Origin of the sequence: Marivirga tractuosa (genome assembly GCF_042140215.1) — a bacterium.
Lineage (GTDB): Bacteria > Bacteroidota > Bacteroidia > Cytophagales > Cyclobacteriaceae > Marivirga > Marivirga tractuosa_A.
In genome coordinates, this window is the sequence record NZ_CP159478.1 from 2,726,189 (window position 1) to 2,748,224 (window position 22,036).

20 protein-coding genes are annotated in these 22,036 nt (G+C 34.1%); 7 read left to right on the forward strand and 13 right to left on the reverse strand.

The window, feature by feature from the left end; translation table 11 throughout:
• Window positions 1–41: 41 nt before the first annotated feature.
• Together ABWH96_RS12270 and ABWH96_RS12275 are read right to left on the reverse strand one after the other, a co-directional pair.
• A complete protein-coding gene (locus ABWH96_RS12270) occupies window positions 42–1,142 on the reverse strand; it encodes a mechanosensitive ion channel family protein (RefSeq protein ID WP_375577824.1) in 1,101 nt (366 codons plus the stop codon).
• Window positions 1,139–4,069, reverse strand: a complete 2,931-nt coding sequence (locus tag ABWH96_RS12275; RefSeq protein ID WP_375577825.1) for a hypothetical protein — start codon at window positions 4,067–4,069, stop codon at window positions 1,139–1,141. Before ABWH96_RS12275 ends, ABWH96_RS12270 begins: the two co-directional genes overlap by 4 nt.
• Window positions 4,070–4,333: 264 nt before the next feature.
• On the opposite strand from ABWH96_RS12275, the gene floA reads away from it, so the two are divergent.
• Complete coding sequence (floA, locus tag ABWH96_RS12280; RefSeq protein WP_375577826.1) at window positions 4,334–5,221, forward strand: flotillin-like protein FloA; 888 nt, start codon at window positions 4,334–4,336, stop codon at window positions 5,219–5,221.
• A gap of 27 nt (window positions 5,222–5,248) precedes the next feature.
• On the opposite strand, the gene ABWH96_RS12285 is transcribed toward floA, so the two are convergent.
• From ABWH96_RS12285 to ABWH96_RS12310, 6 genes are all read right to left on the reverse strand, one after another.
• The gene (locus tag ABWH96_RS12285) at window positions 5,249–7,708 is read right to left on the reverse strand and encodes a leucine-rich repeat domain-containing protein (RefSeq protein ID WP_375577827.1); all 2,460 of its coding nucleotides are present in this window, start codon (window positions 7,706–7,708) and stop codon (window positions 5,249–5,251) included.
• Entirely contained in the window at window positions 7,695–8,525 is an 831-nt protein-coding gene (locus ABWH96_RS12290; RefSeq protein WP_375577828.1) for a hypothetical protein, read from the reverse strand. The genes ABWH96_RS12285 and ABWH96_RS12290 overlap by 14 nt, the downstream gene beginning before the upstream one ends.
• On the reverse strand, window positions 8,522–9,061 hold the full coding sequence (locus ABWH96_RS12295) for a hypothetical protein (RefSeq protein ID WP_375581481.1): 540 nt from the start codon (window positions 9,059–9,061) through the stop codon (window positions 8,522–8,524). Before ABWH96_RS12295 ends, ABWH96_RS12290 begins: the two co-directional genes overlap by 4 nt.
• Window positions 9,062–9,135: 74 nt before the next feature.
• Window positions 9,136–9,639: a nucleoid-structuring protein H-NS gene (locus tag ABWH96_RS12300; protein WP_375577829.1), complete on the reverse strand. Its 504-nt coding sequence runs from the start codon at window positions 9,637–9,639 to the stop codon at window positions 9,136–9,138.
• A 395-nt stretch (window positions 9,640–10,034) separates the two neighbouring features.
• The gene (locus ABWH96_RS12305) at window positions 10,035–10,388 is read right to left on the reverse strand and encodes a DUF5615 family PIN-like protein (RefSeq protein WP_375577830.1); all 354 of its coding nucleotides are present in this window, start codon (window positions 10,386–10,388) and stop codon (window positions 10,035–10,037) included.
• A complete protein-coding gene (locus tag ABWH96_RS12310) occupies window positions 10,385–10,606 on the reverse strand; it encodes a DUF433 domain-containing protein (protein WP_375577831.1) in 222 nt (73 codons plus the stop codon). Before ABWH96_RS12310 ends, ABWH96_RS12305 begins: the two co-directional genes overlap by 4 nt.
• Window positions 10,607–10,952: 346 nt before the next feature.
• Here ABWH96_RS12310 and ABWH96_RS12315 point away from each other — a divergent pair, with 346 nt between their 5' ends.
• The 6 genes from ABWH96_RS12315 (at window position 10,953) to ABWH96_RS12340 (ending at window position 16,364) form a co-directional block, all read left to right on the forward strand.
• A complete protein-coding gene (locus tag ABWH96_RS12315; RefSeq protein ID WP_375577832.1) occupies window positions 10,953–12,578 on the forward strand; it encodes an ABC-F family ATP-binding cassette domain-containing protein in 1,626 nt (541 codons plus the stop codon).
• Window positions 12,579–12,620: 42 nt separating this feature from the next.
• The gene (locus ABWH96_RS12320) at window positions 12,621–13,733 is read left to right on the forward strand and encodes an MBL fold metallo-hydrolase (protein WP_375577833.1); all 1,113 of its coding nucleotides are present in this window, start codon (window positions 12,621–12,623) and stop codon (window positions 13,731–13,733) included.
• Complete coding sequence (locus ABWH96_RS12325; RefSeq protein ID WP_375577834.1) at window positions 13,726–14,451, forward strand: pseudouridine synthase; 726 nt, start codon at window positions 13,726–13,728, stop codon at window positions 14,449–14,451. Before ABWH96_RS12320 ends, ABWH96_RS12325 begins: the two co-directional genes overlap by 8 nt.
• Before the next feature lie 43 nt (window positions 14,452–14,494).
• Window positions 14,495–14,845, forward strand: a complete 351-nt coding sequence (locus ABWH96_RS12330; protein ID WP_375577835.1) for a translation initiation factor — start codon at window positions 14,495–14,497, stop codon at window positions 14,843–14,845.
• A complete protein-coding gene (locus ABWH96_RS12335) occupies window positions 14,811–15,332 on the forward strand; it encodes a DUF2062 domain-containing protein (protein WP_375577836.1) in 522 nt (173 codons plus the stop codon). The genes ABWH96_RS12330 and ABWH96_RS12335 overlap by 35 nt, the downstream gene beginning before the upstream one ends.
• Before the next feature lie 174 nt (window positions 15,333–15,506).
• Window positions 15,507–16,364, forward strand: a complete 858-nt coding sequence (locus ABWH96_RS12340; RefSeq protein ID WP_375577837.1) for a universal stress protein — start codon at window positions 15,507–15,509, stop codon at window positions 16,362–16,364.
• An 81-nt stretch (window positions 16,365–16,445) separates the two neighbouring features.
• On the opposite strand, the gene ABWH96_RS12345 is transcribed toward ABWH96_RS12340, so the two are convergent.
• From ABWH96_RS12345 to ABWH96_RS12365, 5 genes are all read right to left on the reverse strand, one after another.
• Window positions 16,446–17,834 carry a sodium-dependent transporter gene (locus ABWH96_RS12345; protein ID WP_375577838.1) on the reverse strand — a complete coding sequence of 463 codons (1,389 nt, stop codon included), beginning with the start codon at window positions 17,832–17,834 and terminating at the stop codon, window positions 16,446–16,448.
• 95 nt (window positions 17,835–17,929) lie between these two features.
• Window positions 17,930–18,814: a bile acid:sodium symporter family protein gene (locus ABWH96_RS12350; RefSeq protein ID WP_375577839.1), complete on the reverse strand. Its 885-nt coding sequence runs from the start codon at window positions 18,812–18,814 to the stop codon at window positions 17,930–17,932.
• 102 nt (window positions 18,815–18,916) lie between these two features.
• Window positions 18,917–20,242: a hypothetical protein gene (locus tag ABWH96_RS12355; RefSeq protein ID WP_375577840.1), complete on the reverse strand. Its 1,326-nt coding sequence runs from the start codon at window positions 20,240–20,242 to the stop codon at window positions 18,917–18,919.
• Between the two features lie 97 nt (window positions 20,243–20,339).
• On the reverse strand, window positions 20,340–21,245 hold the full coding sequence (locus ABWH96_RS12360; RefSeq protein ID WP_375577841.1) for an AAA family ATPase: 906 nt from the start codon (window positions 21,243–21,245) through the stop codon (window positions 20,340–20,342).
• 121 nt (window positions 21,246–21,366) lie between these two features.
• Window positions 21,367–21,960, reverse strand: coding sequence for a DUF4221 family protein (locus tag ABWH96_RS12365; protein WP_375577842.1), 594 nt, complete (start codon window positions 21,958–21,960; stop codon window positions 21,367–21,369).
• Window positions 21,961–22,036 lie beyond the last annotated feature (76 nt).

The window sequence follows — 22,036 nt, forward strand, 5'->3', positions numbered from 1 at the left end:
TTAAAATATAAGCATTTTAAGAAAGTATCCGCTTGTACTTTTTAAAATTTCCCATCCAATATCCCCTCTTTAACCAATTCTGTAATGATTAATTCAGTCATATCACTTTTAAAACGGAATTCATCACGTATATCCATCACATAGGCTTTCACTTTCATTTTATAGTAGGAATGATTATTATTGACTTCATTCAAGAAAAGAACTGTTATTGGTTTCCCTAAATAAATATATTTGGAAACAGTAGCAGCCTGAGTGGCGATTTCTCTGGTTTTAATCGTATCAATAGTTAGGGGTAAGTATATTTCCGCTACCACCTGACAATTAGGTTCTCCTGCATTTGAATTGGATAATGAACTGTTCATCATCACTGCATTAGGCACCGAAACAAGAGAATCATCAGGCGTTACGATACGAGTAGAACGCAAACCAATTTCCACCACTTCGCCATAATACTTATCTACTTCTATCTTATCGCCAGAAACAAAAGGTCTATCAAGCAATATGACAATTCCGCCAAAAATATTTTTTAAAATATCCTGTGAAGCAAAACCAATGGCAACCCCTATTGAAGCAGAAACTGCTAGCATTGAGGCTACTGAAGGTTTATAAATTACTACGACTATTAAAAGGATAATAATTACCCAGCCTACAATTTTAACTATAGGAATTGAACCTTTAAAGGCAATCCTGTATTTCGTACTACGCTCGGCTAAGGCATTTAAAATAAAAGTGATAACTTTTATAAATACAAAGCCAAATAATAGAAAAACAATGGTATAAAAGATATTAGCACTAGAAATCAGATTAGATAGTTCCTTAATTTTACTTTCCCCAAAACCATCTTTGTCTTCTGTAACTTCAGTTTTCACCACTAAAGTATCAGCCGCAATATCGTTCTTCATGCCTGAAGTATCCACCTTAGCATCTTCTTTTAAACTATCTTTTAGAGTTTTAAAAGTATCTACTCTTACCGCAGGCTTTTCAGGTCTTTTTTTATTAGCTTTTTTAGAAAGATTATCCACGATAGGCTTAACTTCCACTAAAGTATCCTTATTAGACAGGCTATCTTGTGCCTGTATTTGAACAGTAATGAAAACCCCAACAAATAGGAAAAACACCCATTTTATTTGTCCTAACTTCATAATAAATTTCTTGATTTAAGGAGTTGAACAGTATTTCTATAAATTATCGGGTTAACAAGATACTGGCTATCTTTTTCAATCAAAACGCCATCTTCAAGTAATTCCAATAGTAAAAATTTTGATTTGGTTAAGCTGTAAGATAAAACATTGGCTACTTGTTCCAATTTTAATCCATCATGCATAATTAAAGCCTGCAATACAAAAACTCTATCCATCTTTATGGAGGCCAAGAAGGTTAAATCTGGCTTTTTAAAGTTTTTAATAATAATGGTTTGGTCATCTACTTTTTTGGTGGATAAAAGCCAGAACATCAATGCCATACTGATGTTACTTTTAGCAAAATTATTTAATTCTTTAAAGAAGCGATCTTTCAAAAACTGTTGCTTTTCACTCTCATTTAATTTTTTAAATTTCTTATCATTAGCATCTTTATCTAAAGCTTCAAACTTTATTTTAAATCCACTTATGCGATTTCTCTTAATAATTAGCTGACTAATTTCATTATCGCTAAGTGGCTCAAGTGGGATATGATAACTGAAAAACGCACTCATTTTCAATGATCTCTCCAAATAATTAAAGGTATAAATAGACATAGAGCCAATCCAAAATACATTTTTTTGAGTAGCTGTCATGATGTCAATAAATTCCACCAAAGCTTTTTGTCCGTGCATTTCTCTAAGAAAAAGCTTTTGTAGATTTTCATAAATGATAATACGCTTTTTCCCTAAATTTAAATAGTCTATAATAGCTTCTTTATCAGCAAATTCCTTTTCCAGTAATTCCGAAAAGCTTTTAATTAAATTCTTTGGATCAGGATTATTGAGTTTTAACTCTGTACGTAGTGGGACATTATTAAATTTGATGTTTTTCACAGCATAATTGATCAGAGATGTCATTCCGCTCCACTTTTCAGCTGTAATTAAAACTGAAGCATATTTTCCCTCAGTCCAGACGATGTATGCTTTGGAAATTTTATCAATCTCCTTTTCTCTTCCCTCAAACAACACCATATCAGTCAATGGCTCAATGGCATATAGTCTTTTGTAAATAATAGGTAATCCTTCAATTACTTGATTAGACTCGTTTAAAAAATCAGAAACTGCACGATTCGGTTCATTCTCTATGGTTGCAGAAAGGAAGCGTTTCGAAAGTTCTTCTTTAAGTTCCCAAGCCTTCTGGTAATAAGTAAGGGTAAATTTTTTAACTATTTCAAAATAATGCCTAATAAAATCAAATGCTTGTTGGGTTAAAGCTTCTGACTTGTGAATGGCTTTAGCCTTACTGATTCGAATTTTTAGTGCAGAAACATTTTCATTTTCTTTTAACTTTTGCAACTCTTGAATCAGCTCTTCACTCATTTTTCTAAGTTCAGACTGTGCATTTTCTATTACATCCTGAATTTGACTATCTACCTCTTCAGCAGTGTTTTCAGCTCTCTCAAATCCATCTACTATGATAGTCCGTGCTTGGTTTTCATTTGTATCAGATCCTAATGAATTGGAAGCTGAACTCAAGACATAGTGTACAATCTCATCAATATCGCCAACCTTTATCAGCAACTCTCCCATTTTCTGAAAAATATTACTTTTTAAAGTTTCAAGCTTATCGTTTAGTTTTGGTTTGATTTCAAATGACAACAACTCATAATTAGAAATAGATGAAAGCTCATTATCCTCAAGAGGTTTGTCAAAATGATTGAATTTAGTGACGACATAAACATTTGCCAGCTTTTCTATTCGATCTCCAATCAAATGCTCCAGTCTATCCATCTGATTTAGGATTGTATTTTTGGAAAGACTTTCTTGCATTTTCTGAATCAGTCCTTGATCCAATTGCTTGTTGGTGATATATTTTACCTGGGTAATCTTTTTAGCTATATCATCTCCCTCCTTATCTTCTTCATCAAATGTGGTTTGTGCTTCTGCTAAGAATGATTTGATAGGGCTAATAAAATTGTCCTGCAATTTATCGTTCCATTCACCTACATTATTATTTAAACCCTTGATACTTTTTTGTAAAAAGGATTGTAAAGCAGACAATTCCAGTTCTGAGCGCCAATCTTCAAAAAGCGCATGAATAGTATTATGCCAATTATGATCTTTCTTAGCAAATTGTTTTTTGAATTGCTTAAAATCCCTCTCAAGTCGATTAGAATTTAAGAGCTTTTCCTTATACTCAAAAGTACCGACCACTTCAAACTCTTCTTCATATGATTTACACAAGCGAAGATATTCATCGTTAATTTTTAACTTCACAGATTTCACGAAACCTTCATCAAAACCAAATCTAGATTCTTCAAAACTAGTATGGTTTTTATCAGTTGGTAAATCTTCAAAATCTCTAAGTTTAACTAAAGAAGCTGTAAATTCTTTTAAGATTTCTTGATTGAGCTCATTAAAAGTATTTTGAAATCCATTAAAGAAATGGCGTTCAAATAAGGCCTTAGCATTTACTTCATGCTTCCAATATTTTAAAGGTTTCTTTTGCTTCCTGAAAAGGTTAATAAAATGAAAAGGCAATTTGCTTAAACCGAAAAAGAAAATCTTGAAAGGCTTTCTTATTTTTAATCCAAAGCTATCCTCTTTTTGAATATTAAATCGATCTGACTTTTGCTCTTTAACAATTACGTCAGGAACGGAAGAAAGTAAATTTTGGAATTCTGTTATTAAAGAAGCGTGAGAATCTTCAAATTCTACATCCTCAATTTTAGGTCGCTCCGCAAAAGTATCTTTAATAAATTCAAAGATTGCTTGCTTATATTCGTCATCGGCTTTATAATTAATTTCATCAGTTTGCACAGGTTTTTGTTCCTTAACAAACTCAATATGAGTCTTTAAAAAATCTTTTTTTTGCTGAATGAGTTTTTGAAAATACTCTTGCAAAAATGAATGCCACTGTACTGCAAGCTGTTCTTGATTTTCTTCCATTAAATAAAACCTAAGCGTTTTTTAAATTTCATGCATTTTACCAAATAATCAATTCTGGTACAAGGAAAGGAGCTAGAAGTTAGAATATTGAAGTGGGATGCCTGTCCCCAAATAGCGTTGACCGTTTTGGTTAAGCATTTATTTTGAACAAAATATCGGAATCGTATCTCTTTAAATTCTCCAGCTAAAATAAAAGCAATTAACCAAGACAAAAAATGAAAGCATTTCACTACCTTTCTGAACACTTAATAAAGCTGATATTCAATGGCATTAAATTCTATCATCCTATTAGTTGCCATTTTGGTCGGCATATGGCTTTTCTTATTCATATTCCCCATTAATATCTGGATTACCGCCATTTTTTCAGGTGTCCGAATCAATTTATTGGAATTGGTTTTTATGCGGTTTAGGAAAGTCCCTCCTGTATTGATTGCAAATGCTATGATTAATGCTACCAAAGCAGGTATTTTGGATGTTACGACTGAAGAAATGGAAACACACTATTTAGCAAATGGAAATTTACCAAACGTGATTAAAGCCTTAATCGTAGCCGATAAAGCCAACTTACAATTAACCTTTAAGCAAGCGACTGCTATTGATTTGGCTGGAAGAGACGTTTTACAAGCCGTTCAGGTTTCCGTGACACCATATATGATTGTGGTGCCCGCTATCACTGGTGTTTCCCTAGATGGTATTCAATTAGTAGCTGAAGCTCGTGTAACTGTAAGAACCAATTTAGGAAGATTGGTAGGTGGTGCCGGTGAAGAAACCATTAAAGCACGTGTGGGACAAGGAATTATCTCTTGCATTGGAACTGCAAAAACCTATTATGAAGTATTGGAGAATCCTGAGAGCATATCTAAAAAGGTTTTAGCTGATGGATTGGATTCTGGTACTGCTTTTGAAATCCTCTCTATTGACATAGCTGATATCGATATCGGGAAAAACATTGGAGCATTCCTTCAAATTGATCAAGCTTCTGCTGATTTGAATATCGCTAAAGCCAAAGCAGAAGAAAGAAGAGCAATGGCCGTTGCCTTAGAACAAGAAATGTCTGCTCGAGTGCAAAAAGCAAAAGCAATGGTTATTCAAGCAGAATCAGAGATTCCTGTTGCGCTATCAGGTGCATTTAGGACTGGGAGGTTTTATTAGAAAATTATCCCTTTAGGGATTAAGAGGCTAGTAAAACCTAACTAAACAATCAGGATGCTCTTCTTTGAAATTATTGAGGCTAAAATCAAAGATTCGTGTGTTGTAGCAGATAAATTCCTGAAGGTTGTCCAATAATTCTAGTTTCCCAATCCATCGGACTTGCGTACTTGAGATATCGAGATATTTTAAGCTAATTATGCTTTCTATTCCTTTTAGGTTTTTAATTTGTGTTCCTGCCAAGCTTAAATGCTCCAAACTTTGAATTTCTTCTATTGGCTTTAAGTTATCAACTGCTGTGAAATCCAAGATTAATTTTTCCAACTCATAAAGCTGATTTAAAGGCTCTAAATCTTTTAACGGACTTTCTTTTATACTTAAAATCTTCACATCCTTTACTGCTGATATACTTTCTAAATTTTCAAGCCCTACCCTTTCCAAATACAATTCTTGTAAATAAACAAATTGGGATAAGGCGCTTAAATCTGTTATTTCTTCATCAACAATTACAATACTTTTGATGGCTGCCAGATCGTGTAATTCTTTATAAGTTGGTATGCTGCTTAATGGAAATTGCAGCTTAAAAATTGATTGCCATGTTTCATCTAAATTAGTCCACCAAGCATCGATACCTTCTTTATCATAAATCACACTGCATTGCGTGGGTTTTTTGGAGAGGAATTTTTTAACAGTTTCTTTCTGAATTCCACTTTGATCAACATTCAATTCTATCAAACTATTCAACTTACTTAATTGCAAAAACTGCTCCTCAGAAAGTTGATTTTGAGCTAAATTTAATTTCTTTAATTTTTTAAGGCTCATAATTGACTTCACAGAATTCAAGCCAACATCCTTAATTTCCAAAACACTTAAAGAATTTAAATTTTCGATTGGGGCCAAACTTTTAATTTGATTATTGGAAATAGATAAATAGCGTAAACGAGAGAATTTTTGCAAAGGATCTAAGTCCTTCAAACCTTTATCATTGAGACTCAAGCTATCTTGCAACAATAATTTTGTCAATTGTTCTTTGCCGAAATTTTCAATCACTTCTCCATCTACATAATTAAAAAGAGCAAGCTTCCAATCTACATTCAGTTCATTCCACCATTCCATTATTTCGCCCGAATTGACCACCAATAATTTACTAGGATTGGCATCAATAAATTCATTGATTTCCAGCTCACTCACAAAGGTATTATCAGCATAAATTTTCTCCAGTTTCTTTAACCTTTCTAATGGTTCTAGGCTTTCCACTTGTGTATTATTGATATTTAAAATCTCCAGGCTATTATAATTCTTCAATGGAGACAAATCAGCAATAAAAGCAAATGAAATATCAAGCTTTTGCAATGTTTCAGGACTCATTGCATCAGTCAACTTCGATAAATTACTCCTTGACATATTGAGATCCTTAAGCATTTCCATTTCAGAAAACGTTTCTGGCTGATTAAAGAAAGTCTCACTCAAATCAAGCTTTACAAGATTGCTAAAGTTGCTCAAAACTTCAAAATCTCTAATATCAGCTCCATTCAAATGTAATTCCTTTAAAGCATTCAGATTCTCCAATTCATCAATTTTCTGAACGGGTGTGAATGAAATATTCAAATGCTCCATGTTTTCAGCATAGCGCAGGAAACTCAAATCTTCAATGGCGGTGTTTGATATATCTAAATGTTTAAGTTCAGTCAAACTGCTTAATGGAGCTATATCTTCAATTTTAGTATGGTTAAGTTTTACATATTTTAAATCCACCAAAAAACTTAAGGGTGCCAAACTGACGATATAATCATTCTGTGATAGATCTAAGGAATCAATCGAAGCAATCTTATTTAATTGATTGATTTCAACGCTATCTTCAACTATTTGCATTTCTTTTCGGAAAATATCCTTCCAGCCTAAGGAAAGGTTATTCCACCATTCTTTAATGGCTTCATCTCTACTGACTTTAGTAGTATAAATACTTGCAATCTGAAGTTCGTCCATTTCTTTATCCAAATTGATTTCCACAAATCTAGTTTTGGTATTGAGAATGGACTCTCCCTCTATTCCTGTAGCTTTTAAGGTTCGGTTGAGCTCTATTTTAAAGGACAAACCACCATTATCTCTCAAAAATGGTTCTGTTGATTTAATATCAAAATCAAACTTGGCATTTTCAAAAAAGAATTCAATATCCTTTAAATAAGCCGTTACATCTTTATTAATTAAGACATTACGATTCTCAGTCAAATCATCTTCAATTTGAACTTTACTATCTCTGAAAATTTTTAAATAACTTTCCCTTATAATAACATCTTTATCTCGATGGCTGGCATCTTTGCTTCCAAGCGTGTTTAGCAAATATTCCAAAAAACGGACTTGGTCTTCCGCTTTGGATTTATAGGATTCGATTTCTTGCTTTTCAAATCCTTCTATATCTTGAGCGGATACATTAAGACTCAATACAAAAAACAAGCTTAAAAGAATTAAAAGGGCCTTATTTTGCTTCATAGATAAATGCTTTCAAATGTGGAATATCTTCTTTTTTTATAGGGGTCAAATCTGAAATCAACCATCCGCTATTATATCCTTTGCGGTTATATTCAGCAATTTGAAAATACCACCCCTCACACTGGAAGAAATGAAATTTTGAGCCTGTAACTGTTTTAAATTGTATCTGATTGGAAGCCATTTCATACAGAAAAATAGATAATGGGTCTGCGTTAAAATCATCTCCTGTGAAATCCACAGCATTTTCCTGTTTTAAAGATTTATGTAAATTCATAAAATCCAATTCATGGCTCATGGGGTGTAAAAATGGCTTTTCCTCACTGTCATCCTTTTCAAAGAATTGTTGATAATGACTAGAGGAAACCTGCTCTAACACCCATTCATAGCCTTTTCCCTCTTCTTGAATTTTAAAGAAAAGCAAAATGTTTTCTTCCTGTCCATTTCTTGAGAAAACGGCATTTACTTCAGCAAACCAGCCATTTTCATGAAAATCAAGGAACTGGGGATTACGCTTATCGGTAACATCATTTATAAATGATTTTTTTTGCTCTGAAGGGATGTTTTGATTTTCCCTGTCAAAAAGCAAGGTGATATAGTTTTTTCGCAAGGAAACTTCCCTAAATTCTTTATCACCTTCATAAAAACGCCTTCCTTTCTGGTCTTCTTCGCCATTAAATCGTCTGAAAAACTGATTTACCTGCTTGGTAGAAGCATATAATTCAGACTCATCAAGGGTACTTCCATCTCCCTGCACAATTTGCGCAGGGAGCATGAAAGGTAAGCATATCAATAAATTAATTAAAAGGATTCGTATCATGAAGAAGTTTCAGTCACACGGATATCACCCAACATCACATCCCAAAACTCGATAGTTCTACCTGAAATTTGGGTTTTCTTCTTCTCTACATAAATAGTGATATCCTTTTTAGTGGTGTCTTTGTAATTTAGTCCATCATCAGAAGTACCTTCAAAACGCTGATAAACCGTTACAACTCCAACATATTTTCCGTCAGGTTGCTTTTCCAAATCACTGATATAATGGATGTCATACCAAGAGATTTTTACATTATCGTAATTTAGTGCCATCAAACGCTCAAAGTACTTTCTTACTTTATAATACTCTACTTCTTCAGTAGTTAAGGAAGAAACACCCATTTCGCTATCTGGAGCAAATAATTCCTCTGCCCTGTCCATCACCCTGTTAGCTTCAGAATAAGCAGTTTCTTTATCTCCAATTATGCTGATGTACTTACTTAAGTCCCTTACTTTTTCCAAAGCCAAAGAATCAATTGCTTGTTTTCTTTGTGGAGAAACATCATCTTCTTGAGCCATTGCACCCAATGAGAAGCTCATCAAAAGAGCTGTAATAGCTATATATTTTAAATTTAATATCTTCATTTCTTTATTATTTTAGTTATTTCAATAAATTATTTACGGATCAATTCAAGTTCAGTAATTCTACCTCTATCGTTGGTTTTCACCTTGTAAATGTCATTGAGGTTTTTGCCTTGATCTTTCAAATAATTCATATAATCCAAAATATTGGTTGGCTCATCATAGTCCTTGGTTCCGTCTGCAGATTCATTAATAACAATCAAAACGGGAACATCTGGAGAGGCAAACATTGATTTTGCTTCATTGATGTTGCTATTCGCCCTTGCCGTATTACCTGATGCATTAGCAATTGCATCAAAGTATTGATCTAATTTGTTTGAAATTTCTTCTTCGGAAATCTCGGTATCGGCAGTTTCCGATGCTTTTGGAGACTCCAAGTCAATCGTGGTGTCATCAGGTCTTTCCTGTTGTTCTTCGGTGGTATCAGCATCATTGGCTGCATCCGCCATTTTTTTACTACTCTTACAAGCAAATAAGCCTGCACTTAAAATCAAACACAAGGCAGTAAGCCTAAAAATAGATTTCAATTTATTCATTTCACACAAATGTTTAGTACATGACTTCTAACGTAATTTTGGTAAAAAGTTATATTTGTCGATAAAAATAATTGGTTTATCGAAGGAAATGGATTGCTAATAGTATGCTTTATCAATTTTAGTCTTACTTAATCGCAATTTCAAAATGGACACACGCGAAAACGCGTGCGCGAACGGAAGGATGCTGTGTTCCCTTGCCCCTGGTTGTGTCTCCACAACCAGATTGCTGAATATTGCTTAGCATTCCTCCATGCATTTGTGAAGACCTGCCTGTGCAGACAGGCACAAATGCTGGCGGAAAAAGAGTAGAAGTATGCCTTAACTAAACGACATTGCGATTGCGCATGCGCCAATGGGAAATTATTGATCTAAAGTCAATACTAAAAACAAAGTTTTTAAGGTAACTTACGAATTCTTATAGACTCTTTAGTCACCACTGTGAAACTATCTACTAACTCCAAAAAATGGTTCTTAAAAGTCGAATCAACAATTTTCAATTTTTCATCTCTAGTGAGTCCAGCAAACCTAAATAGTAGAACTCCATGAGCTGCCTCTTTTAAGCGAAATATCAGTTCACCAAAATCAGTATCTAAAGTTATTAATAAAGCCTTATTCTTATTGGCTATTTCCAAAACAGCAGAATCCGGGATACCTGATTTTTCTTCAAATATATAATATACTTCATAGCCAAGCGCTCTTAGATGATCTACAATAGGTTTGTCAACACCTTCATCTGCAACAATTTTCATGATGCCACTGGATAAATCACATCAGCTTTTAATGCCTGCACAGCAAAAGAAAGCGCTGCATTTATGGCCTCATCGTTGATTTGAGGATGAGCCTCTAAGATTTGCTCTCGACTCTCCCCATATGATAGCCTCTCAATGATGGATTCTACTGTTATTCGGGTTCCTGAAATTACAGGCTTCCCCTTCATTATTTTAGGATTAGATTCGACTGTAACCATTTTTATTTATTTATATATTTTAAATTTAATCAAAATTACTGGAAATTTAAATGAGAATTCATAGATAATGAATAAGAGAGCAACACAAGGTTTAAAATATTTCAAACAAAAAAGTGCAAATAATCAGTCGCTAGGAATACGTACTATTTAAGAGTCAGTTACGAAATTGTACATCGCAAAGCAAAAAGCGTGATTAGTAAACTAATTTCTAACCACTACCATTTAAAGAATGTAAGGAACTAAGATTTTTCGTCCTCAATTACAATTTTTTTATAAATAACCCTACTGTAAAGTCCACCACTCTCAATGAATATCCTTACCTTTGCGCTCTTATTGAAAAAATGCTATGATTAATACCAGTAATTTAACCCTCCAATTCGGAAAAAGAGTTCTATTTGATGAAGTAAACATCAAATTCACGCAAGGAAATTGCTATGGCGTAATTGGCGCCAACGGAGCAGGGAAATCCACTTTCCTGAAAATCCTTTCAGGTGAAATAAACCCTACCAAAGGTAATGTAAGCCTAGATGCAGGTAAAAGAATGGCTGTGCTAAAGCAGAACCATAATGAGTTCAATGAGCATTCTGTTTTGAACACGGTGATGATGGGACACGATAAATTGTGGAACAATATCAAATCCAAAGAAGAATTATATAGCAAACCAGATTTTTCGGAAGAAGACGGTATTAAAGTATCGGAATTAGAAGAAGAGTTTGCAGAGATGGATGGTTGGAATGCTGAATCAGATGCTGCTGCCCTATTGAGCGGTTTGGGCATTGAAGAAGAACATCATTATAAATTATTGAAGGATGTTGATGGTAACTATAGAGTGCGTGTCCTTTTAGCACAAGCTTTATTCGGTAATCCTGATGTATTGATTCTAGATGAGCCTACCAACGATTTAGATATCTATACCATTGCTTGGTTAGAGGATTTCCTTTTGGAATTCAAAAACACCGTAATTGTAGTTTCTCACGATAGACACTTTTTGGATACGGTTTGTACACACATCGTAGATATCGATTTCAGTCAAATCAGCATGTATTCTGGTAACTATTCTTTCTGGTATGAGTCAAGTCAGTTGGCTTTAAGCCAAAAATCATCTGCCAACAAAAAAGCAGAAGAGAAAAAGAAAGAATTGCAAGAGTTTATTGCTCGATTCAGTGCGAATGCATCGAAATCAAAGCAAGCAACCAGTAGAAGAAAATTATTGGATAAAATCAATGTAGAAAATATCAAGCCTTCTACCCGTAGATATCCTGCTATTATATTTAATCAAAATAGAGAAGCAGGTGACCAAATTTTGCAGATTGAGAAACTTAACAAAGCAGTTGAAGATAAAGTCTTGATTAAAGATTTGGATTTATTTGTAAATAAAGGCGATAAAATATCCGTTTTAAGTAAGAATAGTTTGGCTACCACTGCCCTATTTGAAATCTTGAACGGCAATATGCAAGCGGACTCAGGAAGTTTTAAATTCGGTCAGACTATTACTACTTCCTATTTACCCAATCATAATGATGAGTTTTTTCAAGGTAATGAAAACCTTATCGATTGGTTAAGGAATTATTCAGATGAAAAAGATGAGGTTTACATCCGTGGATTCTTAGGTAAAATGCTCTTTACCGGAGAAGAAACCTTTAAATCAGTGAATGTATTATCAGGAGGAGAAAAGGTTAGATGTATGGTTTCCAAAATGATGTTGACAGGTGGAAACTTGTTAATGTTGGATGAACCTACTAACCACTTGGATTTGGAATCTATTCAGGCATTTAACAATGGCTTGAAAGATTTCCCTGGAACTGTTATTTTTACTTCTCATGACCATGAGTTTACAAACACAGTTGCTAATAGAATTTTGGAGCTTACGCCAAATGGCAATATCGACAGTTTGAAAACTTACGACCAATATATGGACGATGATAGAATTCAGGCTCAGAGAGAAGAATTGTACGGTAAGGTTACGGCTTAATTTTGAAGGAACTTTATATTCATATTTCAGTTTAAGGAAATAATGAAAATTTTAATTAAAATATTAAAAGGCTTACTAATTGTAGTAGCCTTTTTCTTTTTAGGCTATTATATGGTAAAATATTTTGTTCCGTCTGTCGGTAAAGCTCCCAACTCCAAGGAAATGGCATCATCTCCTTATTATAATAAAGGAAAGTTTGTTAATGTGGTGCCCACAAAAAGTGCAGAGTTCACTCAAGTTCCTCGTATTCTTCGGAATTACTTCAAAAGAGATGTAGAAACGAATCCTACTAAGGACTATGTATTTACTGAAAATAATAAACAGGAAAACGATAGCATTCTGCAAGTCAATTGGCTAGGACATGCTGCAGTACTATTTTACAAAAACGGCAAATATATTTTGGCAGACCCAATGTTAGGAAAACGTGCGTCTCCTTTCCAGTTTATGGGACCTGAAAGGTTTAGTGCTCCACCTATTTCGGCTGAAGATCTTCCTGAATTGGAAGCTGTTGTGATTTCACATGACCACTACGATCATTTGGATTATGAAACGATCAAAAAAATAACGGCCAAGACTAAATACTTTTATGTTCCAACAGGAGTAAAAGCAAGCTTGGAATATTGGGGAGTGCCAACTGAAAAGATTAAGGAATTTAGCTGGTGGGATACTCATACTGAAAATGGTATATCTATAACCGCCACACCCGCTCGTCACTTTAGCGGAAGATTATTTAGTCAAAACAATACTTTTTGGGCTTCTTGGGTGATAGAAATGGAAGGTGAAAACATTTATTTTGGCGGAGATACTGGAATATTTGATGGTTTTCGAGAAATAGATGAGAAACTGGGTCCATTTGATTTAGCCATAATGCCAATTGGGGCTTATAATGATGCTTGGCATGACATCCATATGGATCCAATAGAAGCCATTGAAGCTTTTCAGCAAATGAGAGCTAAAAAGATCTTCCCTATTCATTGGGGCACATTTGATTTAGCTTTGCATAGTTGGTATGAACCCATTTTAGATCTTGAAAATCAAGCTGTGGAAAAAGATATCCCATTATTAAGCATTCCACAAGGCAAATGGTTCCGATTGGATGCTGAAACTGAAAATGGATGGTGGAAGCAGTATTCAGAAGAGATAAGTAGTGAGTAAACAAGCCCTAGAAATAATATACCAAGACGACTATTTAGTGGCTATCAACAAACCTCATGGATTGTTGGTGCATCGAACTAAGATTGCTACTGAAACGGATGTCTTCGCTTTGCAATTGTTAAGAGATCAATTGGGCCAGCGAGTTTATCCAGTACATAGAATAGATCGCAAAACATCTGGGGTTTTACTCTTTGCTTTGGATGAAGAAAATAATTCAAAAACCACCGCTCTTTTCAGAGACCAGCAGATTGAGAAAACTTATTTAGCAATTGTAAGAGGTTTCACAGATTCCGAAGGCACTATCGACTATGCTTTAAGGAAGGAAAGCGGTCAATTACAAGAATCCGTCACACATTACAAAACTTTAGCAAAAACGGAAATACCGGTGCCTTTAGGGAAATTTGATACTTCCCGTTATTCTTTAGTGGAAGTTAAACCAGAAACCGGAAGGATGCATCAAATCAGAAAGCATTTGGCACATATTCACCATCCTATTATAGCAGATCGTCCTCATGGTTGCAATAAGCAGAATAAACTATTCAAGGAAAAATGGGGTATGGACAGCATGCTTTTACATGCTAAGGAAGTCAAATTTAAACATCCTGTTACTCAGGAAAATTTAACTATTAAAGCTAATATCTCCTCTGAATTTGAAAGGACTTTAAGCTTTCTTAATTTTGACACTAACATTTTTCAAGAAAACTTTTCCAAAGTTTAAAACTTTGGAAAATTTAAGCGTAATAACAGTATATATTGAAAATATGAGCAAGAAAAACAAAAAGCACAGAGAAGGCATTGTCTATTCAACTTCTGATGATTTCGAATATGAATATGAAGAACAGGAAGAACAAGAAACCCTTCCTCCTTCAGAGCAGCCATTAAAAGTGCAATTAGATAAAAAAGCTAGGGCAGGTAAGAAAGTGAGCCTTATTAGCGGATTTATTGGAACTGAAAATGATTTAAAGGACTTAGGTAAAAAGTTAAAATCGAAATGTGGTGTGGGTGGTAGTGTGAAAGATGGCGAAATTCTAATCCAAGGAGATTTTCGAGATAAAATAGTGGAAGTTTTACAAAAAGATGGCTACAACAAAGTTAAAAAAGTGGGCGGTTAGACGCCTACGCTTTTACAAAGATAAATATATATTTAAACTTAAGCGGTACACCATAGCAGTATTGACTTCAGACAAATCCGATGTTTCTATTGCTTTGAGTTATGCCTTTGGGACTTTAATAGCCCTTTTACCTACTCCTGGTTTTAGTACGGCCATTGGAATTGGTTTCATGACCATTTTCAAGCAATTGAATAAAATGGCTGTATTGCTTTCCATGATGGTCTGGAATGCCATCACAATTATCCCAGTATATTGGTTGAGTTATAAATTAGGAAGTAGTATTTCTAATAGTCTCCCAGACGTTGAAGTACAGAACGAAACTATGCGTCAAATTTTATTATTCTTCAAACAATTCGCTTTAGGAAATTTAGCTTTAACTATTCCTATTTCAATTGGAAGTTACTTTTTGGCTATTCTTCTATTACAGTTAGCCAGAAGAATGAGATTAAGAAAAGTAGAAAAAAGAGAAAATAAAATTATCGCATAACATTTTTCATTCTTTAAGACAGCCAATCTTAAAAAACATGACAATTATCAGTTATTAGCCATAAACAATGTCATGGTATTTAAATTAAGATATTTCTAATTTTATATTATAGATTACAAAAGAGAAGAAAAGTAATCTGATTATTGAAATTTGAACTTTTAAAAATAAGAAGCCATGATTAAGCACATATTAGTTCCAACCGATTTTTCCGATTGCTCAATGAATGCTTTGGATTATGCAACTAAATTTGCTAAGCAAATTAACCCTCAAGCTGAAATCACCATTTTGAATGCCTATACAGTTCCTTTAGCTTATGCTGATTTCAATATTGCTGATGATGTCGGGGAAAGTGAAGATGATATTAAAGAATTTATAAACTCAGAGTTTGACAAAATAGAGGAAAAAGTTCCACTTTTAAAGGAATTTGAATACGAAACCGTTAAAACCGAGAATTATGTAAAAGATGCGGTTGAAGAATACTGCTTAGAAAATGATGTTGATTTAATCATAATGGGAACCAAAGGAGCGAGCGGTGTGGATGAAGTAATTTTGGGAACAAATGCTCATAGAGTAATTAAAGCTGAACTAGCTCCTGTTTTGGTAATTCCTGAAGATGCCAAATATGAAGACATAAAAAACATTGCTTTGACTAGTGATTACAAAGGAATAATTGTAGATCTTCTTAGCCCAGTAAAAGCCATCAGACAAGCTTATGCTTCTGAAATTCATTTGATTCATGTAAGTGCTGAACCAATGTTGGATAAAGAAAAAGCTGAAGAAGCTAAAAACTTAGAATTACATTTAAAAGGACTTCCACATCAATACCATTTCATGGTAAATAAAAATGTAGAAGAAGGGATAGATGAATTTGCAGAGAAAAATAAAATTGATCTTTTAGTAGTACTGCCAAGAAAGAAAGGTTTGTTCGAAAGCTTATTTGGTAAAAGCGAAAGCAAGTCTTTAATATTCCACACTAAAGTGCCTTTATTAGCGCTAGCTCCATCCAAGAAGAAAGTGATTGAGGCTGATTGATGTATATTTAGAAATTTTAACGATTAAAAAAGGCTCGAAAAATCGAGCCTTTTTTATTATATCTATTTTCTCAGCTATTTATTAAAACAATTGAATATTAAAGAAAATTTGTAATACGCTAATAATAAATATTGCTCCAACTACAAAAGGTGAAATAAAACGCACCATAAATAAAATCATTTTCTCTAAGAAAGTACCTTCCAATGCTGCATTTCCAAAATACAACTCTTTCTGGAAACCTTTATTTTTCCATGACCAGCCTGCAAATATAGCAATAAAGAATCCACCTAATGGTAATGCTAAATCAGAGAAGACATTTTCAATTAATGTAAAGAAGTCTTTGTCCTCGCCTCCATAATAAACAAAGTTTGTAAAGAAATCTGAGGCACCTTGAGAGAGCATTGTTGGCAAGCCTACAAAAAAGATAAATGTAGCAACAAAATAAACCGTTTTCTTTCTATTGGTTTTAAATTGGTCTGTTACAAATGCAACTGGCACTTCTAATAGAGAAACTGTAGAAGTTAAAGCAGCAAAACACAATAACAAAAAGAAAGAGGCTCCAATAAATGGCCCGATACTTCCCATTGTTTCAAATATTCCTGGTAAGGCTACAAATACTAAACCTGGGCCTGCATTAGCTTCAATGCTAGGTTGACTGAATACCAAAGGAAAAATCATTAAACCAGCTAAGAAGGCAATGGAAATATCTGCTATAGTAATTAAAGCTGCTGCTCCAACTATACTATCGTCTTTTCCAACGTAAGAACCATAGGTAATCAAAGCACCCATACCTAAAGATAAAGAGAAAAAAGCTTGAGCTAATGCAGTATAAAATGTATTAGCTGTGATTTCACTAAAATCAGGCACCAAATAAAATGATAGCCCATCCATGGCACCGTCTAATGTTAATCCATAAGAAATTAATCCCACTATCATTACCACTAATAATGGCATTAATATTTTAGTCCATCTTTCAATTCCTTTTTGTACACCACCAGCAACAATTAGAGCAGTTAAAACCATGAAACCAATAGAATACAATAAGTTATCAGTTATATCAGATACAAAGCCACCAAAGTAATCACCATAATTTACACCCTCGCTCAAGAGCCCTCCAAAACCGATTTGTATGAAATAACCGAAAGCCCAGCCTGCTACCACATTGTAGAAACTAAGGATCATTACACCAGATAAAACACCCATTAAACCAACTAACCCCCATCTACGACTTCCTATTTTATTAAAAGCCCCGAAAGGGTTTAGTCTTGTGTTTCGCCCAATCGCTGTTTCAGCTAACATAATGGGCAAACAAATTAAAAATGCACAGGCTAAATAAATTACTAAAAATGCAGCTCCGCCATTTTCTCCTACTTCATATGGGAACTTCCAAATGTTACCTAAACCTACTGCAGAACCTGCTGCTGCTGCGATAAAACCTAAACGGTTAGAAAAACCTCCTCTTGATGCCATGTATTAAATTTTAGGTCGTAAATATATAGGATTAATCCAATAGCGCAATATTAAATCCGTACGGATGTGAAGAAATTGTTATGAATGGATGAATTTCAGAATCTAAATCCTGGAATTAATCGTTTTTGCATCAAAAATGCAATACCAAAAGTGGTGATGAATGAAAAGCTACTATACAAAATAGCCATTGTACTAATAGCTGAATTTTCCACTACTTGATTAGCTATAAACAGTGCTAAAACACTATTCTGCAAACCCATTTCAATTGCAATAGTATAATTAGACTCATGTCTTAGACCTATGAATTTCCCAATGCCGTATCCAGAAAGCATTGTTATGATATTGAAAATTATTAATGGAATCAATAAATTAAGGTGATCTAGGTAATTAATTTTTTTATTATCTTCATCTAAAAAAATTACTGCTAAAAGTGCTACAATCAATATTAGTGGTAAAATATATTTTAAAGGTTTTTTTAATGGCTCTGTAAACCTCTTTGAAGAAAATTCATTTACTAGAATCCCAATTGCAGCCGGTATTATAACTGTATAAAATACCTGAGCAGTAGTTTCCCAAAAGCTTAAATCAATAGATTGTTCTTTCCCCATGAACAAATTAAAACTAAGTTGTAGAATGGCAGGAATAGTAAAAAGAATAATAAAACTGTTAAATGCTGTCATGGAGATTGAAAGAGCTACTCTCCCACCCAGTAATTTTGTTACGAGGTTAGAAGCAGTCCCACCAGGACATGCTGCTAAAAGCATTAAACCAACCTTATAAACTGGATCTATAGGCCAGAAATAAATTAATCCGAATGCGATTAAAGGCATTATAATCATTTGACTAGCAACACCAGTAATAACAGCTTTTGGCTGAATAAATACCCTTTGAAAATCTTTAAACTTTAACTCTAAACCAATACCCAACATGATGAGCGCAATGGCAAAAGGCATAATAAAATCTACAAAGGATTGTTGCATTGATAAGACGTTTTAGAAAGAGTAAATTGAGTTAAATTCCTCTATTTAACCTAATAGCTTAAATGATAATAAACTTTTTAAGTTACACCATATTAAAAATAATTAAGTATTACTCCCTTTGCTATTCATACTTCTCACTGCCCTTTCAATCCCTGCTGGGGTTAGTGGGAACATAGGGATTAATTGCTTTATCAATTGAATGGTATAAGTATGTGGCCAATATTTGATAGGTTCAGGGTTTAGCCAAACGCACTTTTTAAATTTCTGTGGAATAGCTTTAAGGCTTTCAATACTTAATGAATTGATTTCATAGGGTGCCATTGCTGCATCTCCCATTATAAATACTCGGTAATCTTTATTGTGGCTAAGTAGTTTTTCGATGGAAATGGCTTTGTTTCTTCTTTCGTCTGTATAAACCCGATCGTAAATGGTATTATGAAAATAATATACTTCCAAGTCATGTGCGAAACGAGTACGCATTTTTCTGAAAAGGTTTTGAACAGTACGTACATAAGGCGCCATTGAATAACCTCCATTATCAATCAAAACAATGATTTTTAGTTCCTCATTTTTCTCACTTGACATTTCGGGAATAAACAAACCACCACGTTTTAAGCCAGATTTAATGGTTTGAGGCACATCTAACTTTTCAGTTGCACTTTCTTCTATCACACCTTTGATAGAAGCTAAAGCTGCATCAATATTATTATCGTTTAGCGTGGAATCCCTGTCAATAGGGAAATAATTTTTATCACCAATCACTTTTCTAGCCATCTTCCCTCCTCCTTGTCCACCAACACGAATTCCATTCTTTGCAGCTCCTCCATGTCCATAAGGAGAAATTCCGCCCGTACCAATCCAATGACTACCACCGCCATGTCTGGTTTTCTGCTGCTCACGGACTTTCTCCATGCGTTCCAGCAATTCCTCTAAGGATAATTCAGAGTAATCCGCCATTTTATCCAATTTCCTTCTGGGAATGTCATCATCCTCATTAATTGGATCAGTGTCTTCTTGATCTGGATTATCTTTATCCCAAATTTCCTTACCGGAAACGACTTCCTTAATGTCATAGCTAGTTAAATGTACTTCATCCAGAAAAGTATTGACCAATTCCTCATCCGTAATATCTCGATCTACTTCTTCAACATAATCCGTTTTCCATTTCTGGAAAGTTTCAGAACGCTTTATAGCATCCTCAAGGGTTTGCCCTGGCTTAATAGGAATATGCAAAAAATAAGCATAATAAGCTTTGGTGAAAGGCCCCATATCCTCAGGGTCCTTCACAATAATACCTTTTAAAACATTGTAAATATCTCCTAAGGTTTTCACCAGCCCTTTTTGCATAGCTTTTCTGAGTAAAAGCAAAGTACGGACATCTGCTTTTAAGCCATGTGATCGGAAGTGTTCGGGTAAAGAGCTAAGCATAATAATTTGATTCTAATTTAGAAACGCAGAATAAATTGTCGTTTGGTACTATATGTCACGTAAATACTAAAGAGTCTCACATAATTGCCTAATTGGCTCAATTTAAATTCGCACCAAAGCTTTCATCAGCACCTATCATTCTGCTGACTCTTTCCATATCAGCTTGCGTTTTGATTAAAGCACCAATTCCTTCCAAACCCGCAATTTTCTTTACCGCTTCATTTGGTGCAATTTCACCCATATATTTTAGCCAATTCAAGATTTCACGAGTGGTTGGTGCTCTTTCTAATCCTAATCTTCTCAAATGATAAAATACATCTAAAGCCACCCTTACAACTTTCTCATCCATGTTTGGGTGATGCTTATCAATGATTTTGTTCATGGTATCCTGATCTGGAAAATCGATGTAATGATAAATACATCTTCCTTTAAAAGCGGTTGGCAATTCCTGCTCACGATTAGAAGTGATTACTATCGCTGGCATATCTTCTTCTGAAACTTCAATTACCTCTCCAGATTCTGGCATAATGAATTTTCTATGACTTAAGGCATACAATAAATCATTCGGGAATTCTCTTGGCGCTTTATCAATTTCGTCAATCAATAAAACCGAATTAGGTTTGCTGTAAGCCACTGCAGCAGGCCCTTTCACCACATAATCATTTAATGATTCTGGGTTTCTATCGCCAGTGGTTAATTTACTATCTAAACCTTTTTCTTCCCTTTGAGCATTCAAGATTTCAATTTGAGAGTCACGTAAATATTTAACATGATCAAATCGAGCTACAAATTGCTCTACATTACTTTTTGAACCAACAGGATAAACTTCAAGGTCTAATCCTCTATCATTAGCATAGTGAATGGGTAATTCTGTTTTCCCTGTCCCTGGTTCACCTTCAATTAAAAGCGGCATTCCTAAAGTTCTTGCCATATGAAATGCTTGTGCTAGTGCGGGGTCGCATAAATATTTTTCGGATCCTGTCCAATGAGATGTTTCTGCCATAATGATTAAAACTGACTGATATGATTATAGTTCCAAAATGAACAAGCAAAATTGAAATTAAATGTTTGGACTTGCAAGTCTGCAAGTGTTGAGGTGATTAAGTTTGTAAGTGTTGAGGTTGTTAGTTTTTCAATCCTATTCGTATAAAACCTAATTCATCTTCCATATTTAAATGGAAATGGACTTTTCCGTCTTTTACAAAAAGAGGTTCGGCATAATTATCAAATGTCATGATTTCTTTTTCACCGATTAGATCGAGCTCTTGATCATAAACCATCATAGAGACCTCCCAAGTTGGCTTATTGCTACCTTCAGCATATACTGCTTGATTTGAAAAACGATAAAATTTATTCCCCTTTTCATCAAATAAAAACCGAGTGAAGGATATCTCTTCATTCATATCAAATACCATTTGAACGACTTCCTCCCGCGATTCAGATTTTTTCTTATAAGCCTTTTCCTTTCCTTCTGGAATTAACTTATGTTTAAATGACTTATACTTTAAATCATCTGATTTGTAAATATAAAGATCGTTAAAATGGTTATTTGAAATCAGAATACTATCTCCTAGGAAATCAATATAAATTTTAGGGTTTACACTTGTCAAATAAGTTTCATTGCGGTGCAAAACAATTTTATAGTTTTCCAGCCTTTGAAATTTTGGTAAAGAAATGCTTTTCTTTTTTTCTTCCACTATATCCAAAATGAACATCATAGCTTTATATTTATCAAAACCAAAATGAATACCTGCTAATTCTGTACCCTTATCATTTACATTTATCAGCTCAAAG